This window comes from Nocardia sp. CDC159, from assembly GCF_023740735.1.
GTDB lineage: Bacteria > Actinomycetota > Actinomycetes > Mycobacteriales > Mycobacteriaceae > Nocardia > Nocardia pulmonis.
Map to the genome: position 1 here is coordinate 360,047 of NZ_JAMRXH010000005.1, position 17,157 is coordinate 377,203.

Below are 17,157 nucleotides of genomic sequence, written 5' to 3' on the forward strand. Positions count from 1 at the left end.
TCGAACCTCGCAGTGTGACAGTGCTTTTCATTGATTCAGCTCCAGGGAGTCGACCGCTCGCGCCGGGCTCGGCGGGGGTGGATCGAGATCGCCCCGCTCGGCATTCCAGGCCGTATCGGTGGTGTCGGTGAGGGCTATGTCGATCGCGGCTTCGATTCCCGCTCCCGTGGCGGTCGGGCCGGGGGCGGCGGTGGTGTGTGCGGCGGCCGGCAATGGTGGGTCGTCGAGGCCGGGTGATATCCGGGTGTCGAGTGCTGCCTGCAGCTCCGCGATGCGGGCCTGTAGGTGATCGACTTCGGTTCGTGCCTGGTCACGCTGCTCGGTCAGCTGCGCGATCCGGCCCAGCCGCGGATCCGCCGGCTGGATACTCCAGTAGATGCCGTCGCGACCGAGCAGGTAGGCGTGGTCGACGGCTTCGGGCGATACCCCGGCCCGCAATGCGTCCGCCCGAGCGTCGGCCGCGGCAGCGCGCAGTTGCTCGAGCCGCATGATCCGCTGCTGATCCGCCTCCAGCCGCCCCTCGAATCCGTCGGCGACGCTCGCGTGTTCGGCGGTCAGATCTTGCACCTGCCGCAGCAACTTCGCCTGCCGCTGTTCCCATCTGGCGTCGTCGCTTCGGCTGTAGTCGTGAACGATCGGGGCATGGCGCACCGACTCGGACAGCAACTGATCCCGTCGGTCGACCTCGCTGGCGTGTTCTTCATCGGCGAGCGCCTGTTCGGTGGCGACGATGACCTGACCGACCCGCTCGAGCGACAGCGGAGCATCCGGTCCGCCGGTCCGTGGGGCGCCAAGGGTTTTCTCCACCGCAGTTCTGCGATCGACATCCGGTGCGGGGTTGGCTGTGACGGTGAGGTCGTGATCGGTGTGGCGGCGGTGGGCGTCTTGCTCGGAGCCGCTGATCTGGCCTTCGCCGTGGCCTGTGACTTCGCGGGCTAGCCGCAGCACCCGCCATGTTCGTTCGTCGATGGCGACGCGACTCTCGTGGCGGGCTATGGCGAGGTGATCGAATTCCCGGCGGGCCTGCTCCGGCCGTGCCGTCCAGTCGGCGGCGGCCGTGCTCAGTTGCGCCCACATCCGGCGCCATTCGGGGTCCGGGTGGTGGATCCACCGGCGTGCGAGGTCGTTGGCTTGGGCGCCGAATTCCACGGCCTGCACGGGTGTTTCGGCGAATGGAGCGACGAGGTTCAGCTGGTAGTGCAACGCGAAGTCCGCCAGGAGTTTCCGCTCGTCCGGTGATCCCGCGTCCTGGTAGTACGCCGGATCGGTCAGGCCGCGCCGTTCTCGCAGCCATCTCATGGCGTTGCCTCGACATCGGTCCCCGGCGCCGGGTCGGATGGTGGTGGCGTCGAGACGCCGCCGCGCCACCCTCTTTCGGGCTGGTAGTCGAGCACGGTACTGATGGCTTCGTCGATACCGTGGCTCGACTCGGTCGGATCCGGCGGCGGCTCCCTCGGTTGGTCGGCGCGGTCAGGCGGCGAATTGACCTCCGAATTCGACGGTGCCGATTCCTCATTGATGAGTTCTCGCAGACCGGAGGAGCGTGTGGCGGCCTCACCGCTGGATCGCACTCCCTCCCCGCCGAGTTCGCGAGCTCGCGTGATGTCGGCGGCGGCGACTCCGGCTTCTTCAGCCGCGCGGACCGCGCGCTGGACCGCGGCATCGCAGTCGGCCACGACCTTGGCCCAATGCTGACTCATTACCGGGCCTGAGCGGGATCGACCGGCTTCAGCGGTCATTTCGTGATGAATCCAAGCCTTGTCCTGCACCTCCCGCAGCAGGTCGGCCCGTGCCTGCGTCCAGGGCGGGCCGTCGGTCTCGATGCCCGCGGCGCCGGGCCCTGAAGCCGAGTGAGGTCCCAGATCGGGTGGTGGCTGGGGCGGATTGGTTGAATTTGCTTTGTCGGACATCGTGTTTCGAGCCTTTTTGGGTCGGTGTGCGCCGCCTCCGATCGTCGAAATCGGGTGCGGCGATTGCGATGTCCCTCGCGTTGGTTGACCGGGCGGTGGTGGCTCGTTGCGGTGTCGGCGCCAGCGATGACTGCAACGTCGTTCGGTGGCCGCTCAGGCGCGCCGGTTGTGGTTGTGGGAGTGTGATGATCAGTCGGGCTCCGCGCCGATCTCGGGCGTCACGGGTGGTGCCGGTGGGTCGGCGTCTGGGTCGTGGGTCCATCTGCGGTCGGTGCCGGGCGGAAGTGCTACCTCCACCGCGATCTCGGTGAGGCGGTCGCGGTCATTGCCCAGATCCTGTGCCTTGTGGGCGGGCTCGGCGATAATCAGTGCGGCCGTGGCGTGCGCTTCCAGTTCCTCGACCGTCGGTGGTAGCGCACGGATGACACCGACGGGCTTACCGGTCCGCAGATCGACGGGCACCTCGATCGGGATCTCCGGCACTGCGTTTCTGACGATGCCTTTCCAGGCGGCTTCCAGCGCAAGATCATGACCGAGGACCTCGACGGTGGCCACGGCCAAGCGGCGCATGTCCTCGACGCCGCCCTCAGTCCAGATCACGTGCCCTTCCTGCTCACTGAGCCCCACAGCTCCCGCCAGAACGGCGAGCCTTCTCCACCGCACACTCAAATTCCGCTCCACGGCACCCATGGCGACAGGATCGGCACCAAACGCGTACCGTCCGTCAGTGATCCGCAGGTTGCGAGCGGCGTTCAGCAAGGCCATGGTCCGCAGTTCCAGCCACTCGATGCGGATCCGCTCGACGAGGAAATCGCGCCTGGTGTCGGCTGCCCCCGAGGAGGCAGGCAGGTCGGCTTCGGCGGAGCCTGGTAGCTGTTGGCGGCTACTGCCGCGCAGGCGGGCCCACTCGATGAGATAGGGCGGGGTCCCCGCCGACAGGGCAGTCTGTTCGGTGAGTTCTCGTTGCGCGGCAAGGACATCGAGGTGACTACGCCAGTTGAGTTCGGCGTCCGGGTCGGATTCGTCGTACCCCGTGCGGGTGACGCGGGTGTGCTCGGCGGCCAGATCGTGGATCCGCTGCAGCAACCGCTCTCGCCACTGCTGCACCGACAATGTCTCCCACACCGGTTTCGGCCTGCTCATAGCGAAGCCTTCGTCTTCGCTGAAAAGAGGTTGGGGCACAGGCGATGTCGGCCGGGCCTGTCAGATCTGGCATGTTGGCGGTGCACTGCTGGACACCGCGTCTTCTCCCGCACGTGGTTGACGAGGTCCCACCGGCTCACGGCTCGCTCCCCGGCTCGGGCCCGGAGCCGTGCTCGGGCGGCGGTGTGGGCGCTTCACGGTTGCGCCAGTGGGTGTCGTCCGGTGATGGCAGTGCGGTATCGATTGCTTCGCCGATCGGGTGGCCGGGCTCGGCTGCATCGGCGTGCGGGACGCTGGTGTGCTTGTGTTGCCCGTCGTCGTTGCTGTTGGCGTACCAGGACCCCAGGGCGGTTTCGGCGCGCTGGTCGAGTATCTGTTCCAGCAGTGCCAGCGAAGGGCTGGCGGGCCGGAGATGCCAGGGGAATCCTTTTGCGCCGAGCTCGAGGGCGCGCGCGATATCGGAGGAGGCGATTCGGGCCTGTTGGGCGAGGACGACCGCGTTCGTCACCAAGCTCCCCATGTCGCGCAGGGTCGATGCCCACTGCTGGCGAAACTCGACGGTGCCGTTGTCGACTTGAGCGGTAAGGGCCAGCAGGAACTGCTGTCGGTGTGCGTAGTCCTGCACGTCTTTCAGAAGCATCATCTGGATTGCGCGCACGGCTGGCTCACTCCAGTCGACTCGCCCCGCGTCGGGGTCTGTCGGCAGCCGGGCCGATGGGTCGGCTTCGCCTCCTGTGTCGCGTCGGCCAGGGTTGTCTGTGTTGGGGGTGTTCTCGGACATCATGTTCCGCCCTTGTTCGGCTAGTTCGGGGGCCGCAGCCGATGTCGAGATCGGTTGCGGTGCGGTTGATGTCCCTCGCGAGTGGTGATCGGTGCCTGCGGCGGACGGCGCCAGCGCCGCCGCGGCGAAATTTGTCTGCGCGGCTGTGTGTCCGGTAGGGCTGAGGCCATATCAGGTTTTCGAAGCTGCAGACTTGGTGGTTCAGCCCGGCTCGGCACCCATGCCAGGCGGTGTTTCTGGTGACTCGAGGTTGCCGTCGTGGGTGGGTGCCCATTCGATGTGGACCGCCGGAAGTATTGTGTCCACGGCGGTTTCGAGATGCGGATCGATCTGTGGTCCCAGGTTTCGGGTTTCATCAGCGGCGGTGGTCGTCAGCGCGGCCGTGGCGTTCGCTGTCAATTCCTGGATCGTCGGGGGCAGTGCGCGGATGTCTGCGGCCGGTTGCCCGATGCGCGCGTTCACCGAGAGGTATGGCGGGACCTCCGCCTCACGCTGGCGAGCAATCCCTCTCCATGCGTGCTCGACGGCGAGATCGTCGAGTGTCGCGGCGGTGGCCATGGCCAGTCGCCGCAGGTCCTCCACGCTGCCGTTGGCCCAGACAGCCGCGCCTCCTGATCGGTGAGACCTGCCGCACCCGCCAGGACGGCGATCCGGGTCCGCTTCGCGTGCAGACTTCGTTGGACGGCGGCCATCGCCACGGGATCGTCGCCGAACTGCCACAGTCCGTGGGGTAGTCGGAGTCGGCGCGCCGCGTCCAACACCACCATGCGGCGCAGCTCCTCCCACTCCAGCCCGATCATGTCGACGATGAAGCCCCGCCCGGCTTCCGGTAGCGCCCCGGGTGTGGACTGATGGGGTGCGATGGGTTCCGACGGGGAAAATTCGGGTGCGCGATAATTGGCGCCGAGAGTGCGGGCCATGGTGATGGCGACCGGCCGAAGTCCATTCGACAGCGCCGTCTGTTCGGTGGCCTCTCGCTGGGCAATCAAATCGTCGAGGCGGTGGCGCCGATGGGTCTCGGCCTGAGAATCTGCCGTGCCGAATTCTTGACGGATGATCCGGGCTTCTTCGGCGGCCAGGTCGTGGATCTGTTGCAGCAGCTGCTGTTGTCGCTGCTGCACCGACACCGTTTCCGATGTCGGCTCCGGTTGGGTCATGATGACACCTCGGCTTTCGGGTTTCGTGTAGTCGGTGGGGTGCGGTCTGATCGGTTTCCTCGTTCAGGGGTCCGGTCCGGCCTCTGTGGCCTGCTGGTAGCTCGTATCGGCCGGTTCGGTGCACTCGGTGGTGTTGTTCCAGCAGTGGGTGGATTTTTCGGGGAAGGCTGTGGTGATGGCGGTGGTTGTATGGGTGCCGTCGGATTGGTCGAGTTCGGCGGTCAAGGCGTCGCGAGCTTGCTGAAGCAGATACGTCGGCGGTGGCGGGGCGAGGTGTTGGCCCGGGTGGTCTGCCGCGTGGAGCTGGCGGTGTAGGCGGCCGAGGGATCTGCGAACGGTTCGTTCGATCTCGGAGCTGGCGTAGCTACCCCACAGTGCGTCGATGTCATCGGCGCTGTGGTTGTGTAGGTAATGGCGGACTTCCTGGCGCCAATTGCGCGGGCTCGGCTCCCACGTGCGGTTGGCTTCGTGCTCGGTCATCCCACCCAGCCGGGCGGTGTATCGGGCTCGGGCCAGCAGGACGTTCATATTGGTGCGGTACTGGGTGATCACCGATGCGTCTCGGGGCTCGATGACGTCGCAGGTCAGGTGGTGGTTGCGCAGGACGTCGAGCACTGCCATATCGATAACTTGCTTGATATCGTCGGCGACCTGGACTGCTGAGCGGCGCCGTTGCACCACCGGTGGCGGTGGGAGCATTTGGTCCTCGTCCCATTCCCGCCCCATCTCACCCAGCCGACGGACCCGGTCAACCCATGCACTCGCAGCCCCGGCCGTACGGGCAGCCACTTCGGCCAGCTCTCGTACTCGTCGGACTTCGTGCAGGCGGTTGCTCATCGACCTCAACACAGTCAGATCCTGTTCGGGACCTTGAGCTTCCCGGACCATCTCGGACTCCTGCTTGGCCAGCAGTTGCACCGCACGCAGCTGCTGGGCCAGCTGCGTGGGCAGCTCACCGCATCGCCGCGGCCGGTCGTCGCCGATATTCATGACCGACGTCGTTCCCGCGGAAATCCCGGATGGTCCTCGACCTGAGGCCTGGGCGGGCACGTCATGGTTGAATCCCAGTCTCGGGACCTTGCGTGCTATCCGGCGGGGCCGTACCACCCGGCGGCAACGACCACGTGCCCGCCTCGGGCAACATGGTCTCGATGGCCTCGGACGTTCCCCCAGCCGCGCCGCGCGGTCGCGGTGTTCGCGGTGGAACCAAGGCTTCTTCGGCGGCGGCAATCATGTCCGCCGGAGACGGCAGCACACGGCGCTTGCTTTCGCGGTGATCGGGGTGATGGTGCGGGGAGCCAGGCTCGCGCCCAGCATCCGTTCGATCCCGGCGTGTGCGTGAGCCCACCACCGCTGTCCCAATTCGTGGTCGTCGTAGGTGGCGGTCGTCGCGGCCACGACCCGCCGCCATTGTTCGACGGTGGTGGCCCACAGGTCTTTCCGCTCCAGGGGTGACAGATCGAGCGAATCGGCGGCCGTGTGGGCTCGCATCCAGTAGGTAATCATGTTGCGTTCGAACTGCTCTGCGGCAACGGGTTCGGGTTCGGTCAGGACACCGTGTCCGTAGAGCCGGTCGCGGCGGCTCGCGGAGAGTGCCGCCATGTGCTGCAGATGCCACACGTCCCCGCCGAGACGCTCGATCGACGCTTCCCGGGCCCGATTGGTGCGTGCCCTCGGGTCCGGGTAGTAGTCGGTGTATCGGATGCCGCGGTGCCCGAGCACGAGGACGTCGTCGATCCACGGTCGCGGAGTACCTGACGCTAGGGCCCGCTGTTCCAGATCGCGACGAATTCCCTCGACCAATACCACTGTGGCGTCCCATCTTTCACGTGCCAGCTCGTCACGGCCGTGGACGTGGTAGCCGCGACGGAGCATGACTGCCCGGTCTGCTGCCAGATCCTGGATCTGTTGCAGCAGCCGCACGCGCCAGGGCGGCTCATGCCGCCAGGGGACCTGCCCATTCATCACAACCTCCTCATCGAAGGACAAAAGGTCGGTCGATGCTTCGCCGACTCCTGGGCGCATTTCGAGGTCCAGCCGGGATGCCGGCCGGGCCCGGCTGGGGACCGATCGCCGGCGGCGCCCGGGAGGTGAACTCTTGTGCTCGCTCGGGGTCTCATGGCTCCAGCTCTGGCAGCACAAACGGGTCTCGCGGAGGCGCCGCCGGGGGAGGGGTGCTAGCGGATTCCGCGTCGGTGACAGCGCTGAACTCCACCACCGCGATCGCAGCCGCGATCGCGGGGCCAGACTCTCGTTCCGCGGCCACGTCGCGAGCGGATGAATGCGGTGCGGTCAGCGGGGTCGGCGGGTGTGTCAGCAGATTCCGGACAACCTGCACCACCTCTGCGGGGGTGGGTGGCCCGTGCTCGGTACGACGTCCGGTCAGACCGGCCTTCGTCAGCGCCTGGGCTTGCTGGTCCAGACCGGACGTGTCCGACCGCGCGTGGGCTCTCCACCGCCCGACCACCGCCTCGGTGCTGGCGGTGCGAACGCTGGCAGCTGCTGCGATCCAATGGCTGTGCGCGCCCCACAGCTGCTCGGCCTCGTCTGCGGTGATATCGAGGATCCATGCCACAGCGGCGACGCGCTGGCCGAGAATGCGCAGCTTGCGCTCGATGAGTTGCGCGGTGCCGACTTCCCGCCGACGCCCCTCCTCCCCGTGGGAAGCGACCAGGGCGGCGATGTCCTGGACCTGCCGAACATCGGCCGACAGCCGTGTGAGCACATCGGTCCGATCGACCGGCTCCGGGATGCGCCAGTTCAGCCGCGGGTTCCACGGCAATCCGGACGCGCCTCGTGTCCGCACCTGCTCGATCCATTCCGGCGGTACACCCGCGGCTGCGGCGAGATTCTCCACCTCGCGTCCCAGCCGGACCGCCTCCACCCGTCGCTCGTCCCAGGCCAGTCCCCGGGCGCTGCCAGCCGTGGCGCTGTTTTCCGCTTCTCTGGCGGTTGCGTGCGCCGCGTGAATTGCCTTGAGTACCTTGATTTGCCGTGCGGTGGGCGTGGGCATCGCCGGATGGTCGGTATTCACGGCTCGATCTCCGTGTCGAGATCTGTTCCCGGAATCTGCGCTTCGGGAGCAGGTGAGGTGTCGAATGTGTCTGCGACGGCACCGTCTAGCCCGGCGGCCTCGACGGCCGTGTGCAGCTCGGCGCCGTCTCGGGCCGCTGACTCGTTGTCGCCTGCGTCGAAGAGGTCTTCGGTGTGCAGGTGTTCGGCGTAGGTGCTGAATGTCAGTTCCTCAGCGACACCGGCCATCGCCTGCAACGTCGTTGCCGACCCGTCGCTGTCGGTGCCGGCTTCGCTGTCATCGACCCATTGGTAGTCCTCGGGGGCCGCCTCGATCAGGTCTGCCGGGTTCTCACCGGTGTCCTCGGAGTAGCGCTCGGTGTAGGCATCGCAGTACTGCTGGTGGTCGTCGGACAAATCGGCGGTGTTGCGCGCGGCGGCCCAGGCTGCCGCCGCGGTGGCGCTTTCCGGACTGGGGGTGTCGACCAATGTCTCGGTAAATCCCATGGCCCTGCGGCGGCCGTCGATCAGCAGTTTCTTGTACTCCACGTCCAGGGCGTGCAGGTGCGCCGCGTGCGCTTTCCGCGTCGTGTAACCGTCCACCTGCTGGCTGTGTATGGCGTCCTTGCGGTTTCGCTCGGCCCGATAGCCCTGCACCTGGTAGCCGTGGATCTTGTCGCGCCGCCGCTCGGTCGCGGTATGTTCGGCCTCCCTTCGGCCGTCGGCGCGCTCGTCGTAGGTCAATCGCGCCTGCTTGATCGCGATCTCGAGATCATGAAGCTGCTGCGCTTTCTCCGCGCGATCCCGGTAGCCCCGGGTTTGTAGTCCGTGGATCTGGTCCTTGCGGCCTTGCTCGGTCGCCCGATCAGTCTGTCGCTGTTGGTATTCGGCGATCGACCGGGATTCCGCGCCGCGCCGTTGCAGCAGATTCATCATCATCGCCGACGACTGCATGGCCTGGATGAATCCGGTGCGGATCGCCTGCCCGCCTTCGTCGGCAGGGTCTCCACCGCTGCTCACTGTTTCACCTCCAGTGCTGAAACGCGCCATCCCGCCACGTTGTTCGCTCGTTCGGCCTCGACATAGACGGCGAATCGGTTCGCGGGTGTGTGATCGCTGGGCGTTTGGGTGACCCCGAGGACCCGGGCGGTGCGTGTGCCAGTGTCGGGCGGGTGGTCGTCAGCGGTCACCCGTGCGACCGCGGTGACGGTCGTGCCCGCGCTCGCCCACCGCGCCCACATCGCGCCGGTGATCGGGGCCAGGACCGTCGCAGCGGGTTCGGCCCGCTGCGCGTACTGCGGGTCCATCAGCGGCGCGGCCCGCCGAAACGCGGAGCGCGCATCGGGTTCACTGCTTGGCCGGTAACTGAACACCGTCGCCGTCGCGGTGGTCATGACAGCTTCGGCGGAGCAATGATCGACTCGGTCGAACATCACGAACACCGTGGAATCGCACTGCGGTTCAGGCTTCGACGCTGGGGCCTGGCTAGGACTGCAGGAGCCCAGCAACGCGACTACACTCGCCGCACCGAACACGGTGACCAATGAAATCGGGCGTTTCACGGGCCCACTCCGGCATCCGGGGCCTGAGCCATCGGGCCATGCTCGTCACGCCTGTCAGTCCAATCTATTTCGCCTCCAGCCAGCAGGACGGCCTCGATGGCCGCATTCACGGTGGGAGTCTCCGGCACTGCAATCAACGTCACCTCGGCGACTCTCTCGAGCTCGCCCTCCACGTCGCGGGGCCAATAGCTCACTCGTTCCGCCAGTTCCCGCTCCCGCAGGGCGAATTCGTGCAGTGCTCGCAGAAGTCGTCTCTGCCACAGGGGAAGCGAGGTGATCGGCTCCTCATAGCTCTCTGTCATGCCCGCCCCTTCCGAGGAGGGCACAAACGCCACCGCCTTCGAGCAGGCAAGTGCTACTGCTCGAGCTGTCCGACCGATGCCTCGACAAGTCATCCATCGAACCGCTGGCGTGCTGGGCGGCGAATCGCCGGTTCGTCCAGTCTCCGGCGTGCCGGTTAGGTTGGCCCTCAGAGGTTTTCGTCGCGTTCTGTGTCACTGTGTGTCCGTTCTGGTGAGTGAGGTCGGGTGGTGTGGGCTGGTGGGTGGTAGCGGCGGATGTCGATGCGTTCCCCTCGCCAGGCCGACAGCGGGCTCGTGGTGACCTGCTGGCCGGTTTGCGGGGCGTGCAAGATCCGGTCCTCGCCGTCGTCGCTGCGGCCGAGGTAGATCCCGACGTGGTGGGAATCGCTGTCGCCAGGGCGGGTGAAGAACACCAGGTCGCCGGGCTGGCGTTGCGCGTAGGGCACCACCTCGGCACCGGGATAGTCCTGCTGATCCTGGGTGTAGTGCGGCAGCCGCACCGTCCCGCCGGATGCCTGATAGATCGCGTACAAGGTCAGCCCGCTGCAATCGAACCCCCCGTTCGTCGGGCCGTGCTGGTCGCCGCCACCCCACACGTAGTCGGTGCCGATCCACTGCTGTGCCGCCCGCACGACTGCGGCGCCGAACGACCCGCCCTGACCGACGAGCGGGGCTCCGCTGCCCTGCGAGCCGCAGCCCGGCGCCGGCAGTCCCGGCGGTCCGGATGTGGTGTCGATGTCGGCGAACATCGCGTACAACTTGCGGGCCAGGTCCAGTTGCGCTGCATAGGCATTGGGCGCTGACTTTTCGACCGCTTGCGCCAGCTCCGCCGGCGACATTCGATCGCGCCCGGCCACCCCGGAGGCCTGGTCGTAGAACCAGTTGATCTGATAGGTCGGCGTCATCAGCGCGCCGATACCCACCGTGCCCCAGACGCTGGCGCGCATCTGATGCGGACCCACCGAGTCGTGGTCGTAGCCCAGCCCGTCGTTGGCATAGCCCAGCGACTCCGGCACGGCCGGATTGGCCAAGTTCCGGAACGTGGATTCGGTTGCCTGGGCGGCCAACTCGCTGATGATCACCGATTCCGGCTGTCGCCGCTGTTTGCCGATCACGACTCCGTTGCGGGAGAGCTGCAGCTGTCGCTCGGTCAACCCGGCCACTGACACGCCAGTCGAGTAGTCGGCCCCGGCCGCCGCCGACAGCGTGCACGACGGGGACTGGTCCGAGCCGAGCACGACGATCAGCAGGACCATCACCAGCAGGGGGATGCTCACCAACACCGCGAGGCTGGTCTTGAAGCCGTTCATCGCTCACCACTCGCCTCCTTTTGGCCTTGTCCGTCCCGGCCCGGTTGGCGGAGATGGTCGAAGCGGCGGTTGGTGTTGTGGACATCGGCGCTTCGCTCGGTCGGGGTGAAGGTCATGCGGAAGGCGATTCCGGGGTCGGCGGCCTCGCCGGTCTTGAGCAGGAAACAACCTGTGCCGGGCGGTGTTTCACGCGTATCGGTGACATCGATACGGTCGTCGTCGGGTGGATGTGGCGCTGCCCAGGACGTGACGAGGAGTTCTTCGGTGGCGGTGATCGACACCGCTGAGCGGATGCGTTGGATCTCTTCGGGTCCGACCGGGCCGATGATCTTGGCTCGGGCGCGTTCGAAGAACCCGAGCGCGTTGTACTTCTCCAGGTCTTTGAGGGAGTGGCTGCACATGATTAGCTCGGCCGCCAGCTCCCGCTGCAACCGGGTCAGGGCATCGACGCGGTCAACCATGAAGGCCCCGACGCCGAGCACCCGCCAGATCTCGTCCATGACCACTTGGAAGGTCCGCGGGGGCGCCAGCCCTGCCTCGGTCAAGGCGTGCGCGGCGGCCACCGCGCCGAAACCCGTGCTCCAGCAAGTCATCAGGACCGCGGCGAGCAGTTTGCGGTCCCCGATCGGTACCCGGGATACGTCCAGGCATACCGCTGGGGCGTCCAGATCGAGCGGAACGCTGGTGTGGCGGTCGAAAATCTCTCCCCATGGTCCCTCGATCAATGCGCGCAGCGAGCGCCGCAAGGGTTTGGTGCTGGCCCGATAGGACGGGGTGTCATCCTCTTCGGCGAACCGCCGCAGCCGCGTGTGCCCATCGTCTATGACCGCCAGCAGATCCGATAACAACGGAGGGTGGTCTGGGGTGAATCCACCTGCGGGGCTGTAGAGTTCGCGCAGCCCGGCCGCGATGAGGGTTTCTTCGTAGTCGGCGATCTGTGAGCCTCGGGCCAGTTCGATCAGGCCCGCGACGATGTTGACCTGTCCGGCCTCGACCTGCACCGCGACTTGGCGGCGGTGATCAGGGTCGGTGAGCCGGTCCAGGATGGACCCCAGCGCACCGACCGCGAGGGGATTGAGACCGCGGCCGTAACCGAGTTCGATGACCTGCCCGCCCAACCGCGCGATCAGATCCCGGTAATCCGGTTTGGTGTCGCCCAGACACAAACTGGTTCGGCCCGCGGCCACAGCGCCGGTCACCAACCTACGGATCAGCGACGACTTCCCAAAACCGTTGAGCGCCAACACGAAACTCGACGGTGCGGTGATGTATCCGCGCACAAACCACGACATCGGATCGAAATGCACAGGCGCACCGGTGATGTAGTGCGTGCCGACCGGGGTCCCGACCACCGGTGCCGCGGCACCGACACAGAACGGCCAGAGCCCGGCGACCTGGACTGTGGTGCCTCGCCACTCCGGCATCGCTGGGACGACGGCGGCGCGGCCGCCGCCTACCCCGGCGTACCCGCGGTCGGTCAATTTGGCCAGCGGGCGCAGGAATCCGTCGCGCCGCCGGTCGTCAAGCCGCTGCTCGGCGTTCGCGCGGCGATGGTCGTCGCTGGACAGCGCCAATCGAGCACGCCAGCCCCGCAGGCCCCGCCCTTTCGCCGCGTGCTCGGCCTGCGCTCGCGCGCTGTCGGTGAGCACGCGGATGCCTGCGATGGTGGTGCGAACCGGGGGTTGTCTGGTCATCCGGACACCCGCCTCGACACCGAGGTGTGGTCGGGCAGGATCACGCCGATCCCGAGGCTGGCAGCGAAGCTGCTGGCCTGGGCGGCGTAGCAGCGTCGCACGGTGAGCCGGGATGCCGCTGACATGGCTTTGACCACGGGTTCAACACCCGGCATATCGCCGTCGAGACCGTCGGTGATGGTGATCAACAACCCGAACCGCGTCAGGCCCGCCCCGCGCGCTTGCTCCTTGCGGGCGGCAGCGGTGTTCTCGACACGAATGGAGGCCGCCGCGGACGCGATGCCGCGTTCGGTTTGCTCGGCGGCGAGAGCATCGCGGTAGTCGGCGTCGACGATGTCGGTCGCTTCGGCCGCCGAATGCAGCCGGTACACGATCGCGATCCGCTTGCGCGGTACATCGACTCGCGGGCGCAGCAGGTCCTCCAGCCCGGTCTCCAGCACCGCGCCGCGCGGCGGTAGCGCCATTTCCCAGGTGACCGAGCGGCCACCGTCGTGGACGAAGTGGTCCCACCGATCTTCGTGCGCGATCGGGCCGATGGTGTCCCAGGATTGGGTTCGCAGAATGTCGCGGCCGGCGACCTCCACGTCGCGCTGGGCGGCCAGGTCGTAGCGCGTGCGCACCAGTCCCAGCACTTCCCACGCCTCCAGCGGAGTCGCCGGTAATCCGGCCCGGCCCAACTGGGACAGCACTCCCTGCAGGCGCTGACCGATTTCGCGTGCCTGTTCGGCGGGGTCGCGGCGCGTGCGGCCTTTCCCGATCGCCCGGTAGGTGACCGCGATCCGGGCCTCGATTCGCACCCCGACCCCGCCGATCTCGGCCGCTTCGTGCATCACGGCGCGCGCGTATCCAGGCGCGTCCTCGCGTACCAGCCGGGCGACCTCACGGCGCTGTCTCAGTTGGGTTTCCACGACGGTCTCCAACACCGCGGTCACCGCGACCACCTCGCCGTCGCGCGACTGTGCCGCCAGCACCTGCCCATAGCCTTCGACCCACGCGTCGATCTGGGCCTGATCGACCAACTCCTTGCCGCGCGGCAGGACCCGTAACACCACGGTGTAGTGATCAGTACGCCGGATATGGATCAGTGCGAACCGTTTCCCGCCCGGCGTCTCGTACTCCATCAATCGTGAATTCGCCAGCAGGCCGGGCAGTTTCGCCACACCGGGAATCCGGGAGAATCGTCCCGATCGATACATCAGCTCCCCGCGCGAGCGCGCCAGCACGAACTGCGCGCGCAGCATCGCGATTTCCCATCCCGTACGGCCGCCGATGGTGATCGCCATCGGAATGAAAACCGCTGCGCCGCAACCGATGACGATGCCGGAGACCTGCAAGGAGCGCGTGATCATGAAGGTGAGCATGACCGTCACGATCAGCGCCAGCCCGAACATCGACACCCCCCAGGTCAATCCGAAGAACCCGGCGGAGCGAGGTCGCTCCCAGCGCCCATACATTCGTGTGGTCATCGCCGGACCTCCCGCGGTCCAGGCGCATTCGGATCCCAGCCTGTGCCGCTTGCGGCATCGTTGGTTTCCCCGCCGATGGCGTTGCCGAGCCGCTGCGCAGCGCTACTGGCTAGTTGCGCTCCGGCTACCGCCGCCCCCGCCGGGCCCGCCGCCGCGGCCGCGCCGCCCCTGGTCGACGCCGTTCCGGCCGCGGTGGCGCCGCCGGGTCCTATAGCGCTCCCGCGGCTGCCAGACCCTGTCGCCGACTTGCCGCCGGTGGTGGGCGCGGCACCGTTCGCGCCTCCGCCGCTGTCCACGGGACGGCCTGGCCCACCACCTCCGGACCGGGGACCGGGCGGCGGGCCGGACTGTGGGCCGCCTCCGCCGGCCGAGCCCTCCCCCTCGCTCATCTTCCGAGCTTCGGAGCGGTCTGCTCCTGAGCCGGCCGAGCCCAAGGCCAGCCCGAGCGCGCCGCCCGCCAGCGCGGCGGCCGCGCCGCTGCCCCCGCCGAGTGTGGCCACGGCGGGAGCTACCAGCCGCATCAGTGCGGGTAACACTGCGGCCACCATGATCAGCAAGATCAGGCCGAGTAGTACCAGTTGCGGGTCCTGCTGCTGTGCATCCTGTTTCGCTCCCACCGCCGCGAACGCGATCGCGTAGATCAACGCGCCCACCGGTTTCCACAGCACGAACGCCAGCGCCCACGACAGCATCTTCTTGTACGCCTGCGAGCCTGGCCCGGTGCCCGAGGCCGCCGCCGCGATCGGCAGCGCCGCGACCACTACAACCAGTAGCGCTTGGCGCACGACCAGCATCACCAACTGGACGAGCATGCTCACGATCCCGAGCAGCCCGATGATCAGCAGCACTCCGGTGCCAAGTCCTGGAAGAACACGGAGATCGAATTCGGCGATCCGGCCTGCCGCGGTGTTGGTGTCGCCGCGGGAGGCATCGAAGATCACCCAGTCCGAAAATGCGTCACCAGCGCGCGTACCCACAGTCACGACGGCGGCGAACATCATGCTTGCGAGCACCGCCCGACCGAACATCAGAAACGACTCTTGGGCTTCCCCAGCCAAGCCGCCCCGCTTCGCCAAGGCCAGTCGTGTTGCGGCAACGAGGATCCCGGCCGTCATCAACAGCATTTGCAGACCGCTGGTGTAGTCGCGGATGGTCACCAGTACCGGACCCGGCTCGCCCGTCTGTGCTTCGAGTTGAGGTGAGGGCAGATCGATCCACCAGGTGAGCACAAACCGCAGGAGCGTGCCGAGGCCGTCCAGAAGGGTGTCGACGAGGTTGTCGATGGCGGAGTCTGCTGCTTTTTTCACGGCTGTGCCGCCCAGTTCGCAGACTTGTTGGGCGCCGTAGGGGAGGTTGCAGAGGATGTCCGGGATTTGGCTCGGGGCGGTATTCATCGGGGTGCGCTCCATTGGCCGAAACCGGTGAGGGTGTCGACGAACGTGGGTTCACCCCAGAACGTGTCGATGTCGTCCGGTACCCGGACCCGCCAATCCCCGTCGACCCACGCCATGGGCCAGGTGCCGTAGGTCCATCCGTCAGAAGCCCGGACCGCGATCTGCACGACAGCGAAGTCCGGCTGATAGTTCGATAAGACGCGCACCCCGTCCGGGACTGCGATGTAGCGGGCTGGGTTTGGGGTGCTGCGGCTGCGAGCGAAACGATCTATCAGCGCTGGGCCGCCACCGTGGAATCGTGATCGCACAACCTGTTGCCACACACCGTCCGGCGCTGCGAGGGCTCGCGCGACCGCGTCGAGCGCCGCCAGCGCCGCCCCTTGGGGGGTGTCGGCGAAGCCGGAGGCGACCCCCGCCTCGATACGCGCGGGTCCATCACTGACCGACACCGGCAGTGCCGCGCCACCCCATCCCCGCTGCCAGCGTAACCCTGCCGGAGGCGCTGAAAGGTACTCCGGCGCAGCAGGGTTCACCTGCTGGCTCGGGTCCTGGGCTTGCGCCTGCCCCGCGTCGTCGCCGGTGACCTCGAGTCGATTGCCGAACAGATCGGTAGTGGGAGCGTGGCTAGGGCTCGCCCCGGACGCACTGGCAGTCGGGATGGCCTCGGCAGTCGATGGGGGCGCGGGTGAGGTCGTGTCGTGGTTGTCGGTGGCGACGAGTCCGATTACCGCTGTGGCGATGAGGGCCAAGCTGATGCTCGCGATGGTCAGGAGTCTGCGCGTGCTCATGAGGTGTCCTTGTCAGCGCATCACGAGCGTGACCGTGTCGGTCGGCATCTCGGTCACCGCGACGACGGTCGCGGACTGGGGTGGGTCGGGTAGCCGAAGCTTCCAGTCCTCGTTCGTCCAGACGACCACACCGGAAGTGCGGGTCTGTGACGAATCCGGTTGCCGCGCAAAGATGTCGACCTCGCAGCGCTCGGGTGTGTAACTGGCGATTCGATAGCCGAGGATCGTCGGCGGATCACTCGCCGGGCCGCTGATGGAGATTTGCGCGCGTGCCACCGCCCAGCTGTCTCGCCCTGGCCCGGGCGCGAGCATCTGCTGCCCGACCCGTGGATATTGACGGTCGTCGGCTACGGAGAACCGGACCGTCGCCTGGATCGCCGCGAGCGCGGCGCCCGCCGGGGAATGGTCGTAGCCCCCCGCGACGATTCCGTCGTCGCGCTGCGGCCCTTCCTCGGCAGCCGGGAGCTTGATTCCTTGGAAAGCGACCGATTTGAGATTTCTCGGCACCGCTCGGGTATCGGCCGCCTCTGCCGAACTACCCGGCCGGTCGGCACTACATCCGGACAATACGGCCACCAGCAGACAACAGATCGCGACGAACCTAACGGTTTTCGGAGTGTGCGCCTTGTTCTCCATGG

The 17,157-nt window shown here is 67.2% G+C and carries 18 protein-coding genes; all 18 read right to left on the bottom strand.

Translation table 11 applies throughout. The features are described 5' to 3' along the window. Positions 1-27: 27 nt before the first annotated feature. Entirely contained in the window at positions 28-1,299 is a 1,272-nt protein-coding gene (locus tag NDR87_RS14140; protein ID WP_251911999.1) for a hypothetical protein, read from the bottom strand. Then, positions 1,296-1,910 (bottom strand): hypothetical protein, encoded by a 615-nt coding sequence (locus NDR87_RS14145; protein WP_251911997.1) that lies wholly within the window; start codon positions 1,908-1,910, stop codon positions 1,296-1,298. Before NDR87_RS14145 ends, NDR87_RS14140 begins: the two co-directional genes overlap by 4 nt. A gap of 189 nt (positions 1,911-2,099) precedes the next feature. After that, on the bottom strand, positions 2,100-3,053 hold the full coding sequence (locus NDR87_RS14150; protein ID WP_251911996.1) for a hypothetical protein: 954 nt from the start codon (positions 3,051-3,053) through the stop codon (positions 2,100-2,102). Between the two features lie 136 nt (positions 3,054-3,189). Next, complete coding sequence (locus NDR87_RS14155) at positions 3,190-3,711, bottom strand: hypothetical protein (protein WP_251911994.1); 522 nt, start codon at positions 3,709-3,711, stop codon at positions 3,190-3,192. A gap of 324 nt (positions 3,712-4,035) precedes the next feature. Further along, positions 4,036-4,296 carry a hypothetical protein gene (locus tag NDR87_RS14160; protein WP_251911993.1) on the bottom strand — a complete coding sequence of 87 codons (261 nt, stop codon included), beginning with the start codon at positions 4,294-4,296 and terminating at the stop codon, positions 4,036-4,038. After that, entirely contained in the window at positions 4,293-4,991 is a 699-nt protein-coding gene (locus NDR87_RS14165; RefSeq protein WP_251911991.1) for a hypothetical protein, read from the bottom strand. The genes NDR87_RS14160 and NDR87_RS14165 overlap by 4 nt, the downstream gene beginning before the upstream one ends. Positions 4,992-5,054: 63 nt before the next feature. Further along, entirely contained in the window at positions 5,055-6,041 is a 987-nt protein-coding gene (locus NDR87_RS14170) for a hypothetical protein (RefSeq protein ID WP_251911989.1), read from the bottom strand. 180 nt (positions 6,042-6,221) lie between these two features. Then, entirely contained in the window at positions 6,222-6,956 is a 735-nt protein-coding gene (locus NDR87_RS14175) for a hypothetical protein (protein WP_251911987.1), read from the bottom strand. A gap of 151 nt (positions 6,957-7,107) precedes the next feature. Beyond that, positions 7,108-8,025, bottom strand: coding sequence for a hypothetical protein (locus NDR87_RS14180; protein WP_251911984.1), 918 nt, complete (start codon positions 8,023-8,025; stop codon positions 7,108-7,110). Beyond that, positions 8,022-9,023, bottom strand: a complete 1,002-nt coding sequence (locus NDR87_RS14185; protein ID WP_251911983.1) for a hypothetical protein — start codon at positions 9,021-9,023, stop codon at positions 8,022-8,024. The genes NDR87_RS14180 and NDR87_RS14185 overlap by 4 nt, the downstream gene beginning before the upstream one ends. Then, complete coding sequence (locus NDR87_RS14190) at positions 9,020-9,397, bottom strand: hypothetical protein (RefSeq protein WP_251911982.1); 378 nt, start codon at positions 9,395-9,397, stop codon at positions 9,020-9,022. Before NDR87_RS14190 ends, NDR87_RS14185 begins: the two co-directional genes overlap by 4 nt. 164 nt (positions 9,398-9,561) lie before the next feature. Then, on the bottom strand, positions 9,562-9,867 hold the full coding sequence (locus tag NDR87_RS14195) for a hypothetical protein (protein ID WP_251911981.1): 306 nt from the start codon (positions 9,865-9,867) through the stop codon (positions 9,562-9,564). Between the two features lie 167 nt (positions 9,868-10,034). Beyond that, a complete protein-coding gene (locus NDR87_RS14200) occupies positions 10,035-11,123 on the bottom strand; it encodes a C40 family peptidase (protein WP_251911980.1) in 1,089 nt (362 codons plus the stop codon). A 50-nt stretch (positions 11,124-11,173) separates the two neighbouring features. Beyond that, positions 11,174-12,871: a hypothetical protein gene (locus NDR87_RS14205; RefSeq protein ID WP_251911979.1), complete on the bottom strand. Its 1,698-nt coding sequence runs from the start codon at positions 12,869-12,871 to the stop codon at positions 11,174-11,176. Next, on the bottom strand, positions 12,868-14,337 hold the full coding sequence (locus NDR87_RS14210; RefSeq protein ID WP_251911978.1) for an SCO6880 family protein: 1,470 nt from the start codon (positions 14,335-14,337) through the stop codon (positions 12,868-12,870). The genes NDR87_RS14205 and NDR87_RS14210 overlap by 4 nt, the downstream gene beginning before the upstream one ends. After that, on the bottom strand, positions 14,334-15,731 hold the full coding sequence (locus NDR87_RS14215; protein ID WP_251911977.1) for a hypothetical protein: 1,398 nt from the start codon (positions 15,729-15,731) through the stop codon (positions 14,334-14,336). Before NDR87_RS14215 ends, NDR87_RS14210 begins: the two co-directional genes overlap by 4 nt. Next, positions 15,728-16,519 (bottom strand): hypothetical protein, encoded by a 792-nt coding sequence (locus NDR87_RS14220; RefSeq protein WP_251911976.1) that lies wholly within the window; start codon positions 16,517-16,519, stop codon positions 15,728-15,730. The genes NDR87_RS14215 and NDR87_RS14220 overlap by 4 nt, the downstream gene beginning before the upstream one ends. 12 nt (positions 16,520-16,531) lie before the next feature. Beyond that, positions 16,532-17,155: a hypothetical protein gene (locus tag NDR87_RS14225; protein WP_251911975.1), complete on the bottom strand. Its 624-nt coding sequence runs from the start codon at positions 17,153-17,155 to the stop codon at positions 16,532-16,534. Positions 17,156-17,157: the final 2 nt, after the last annotated feature.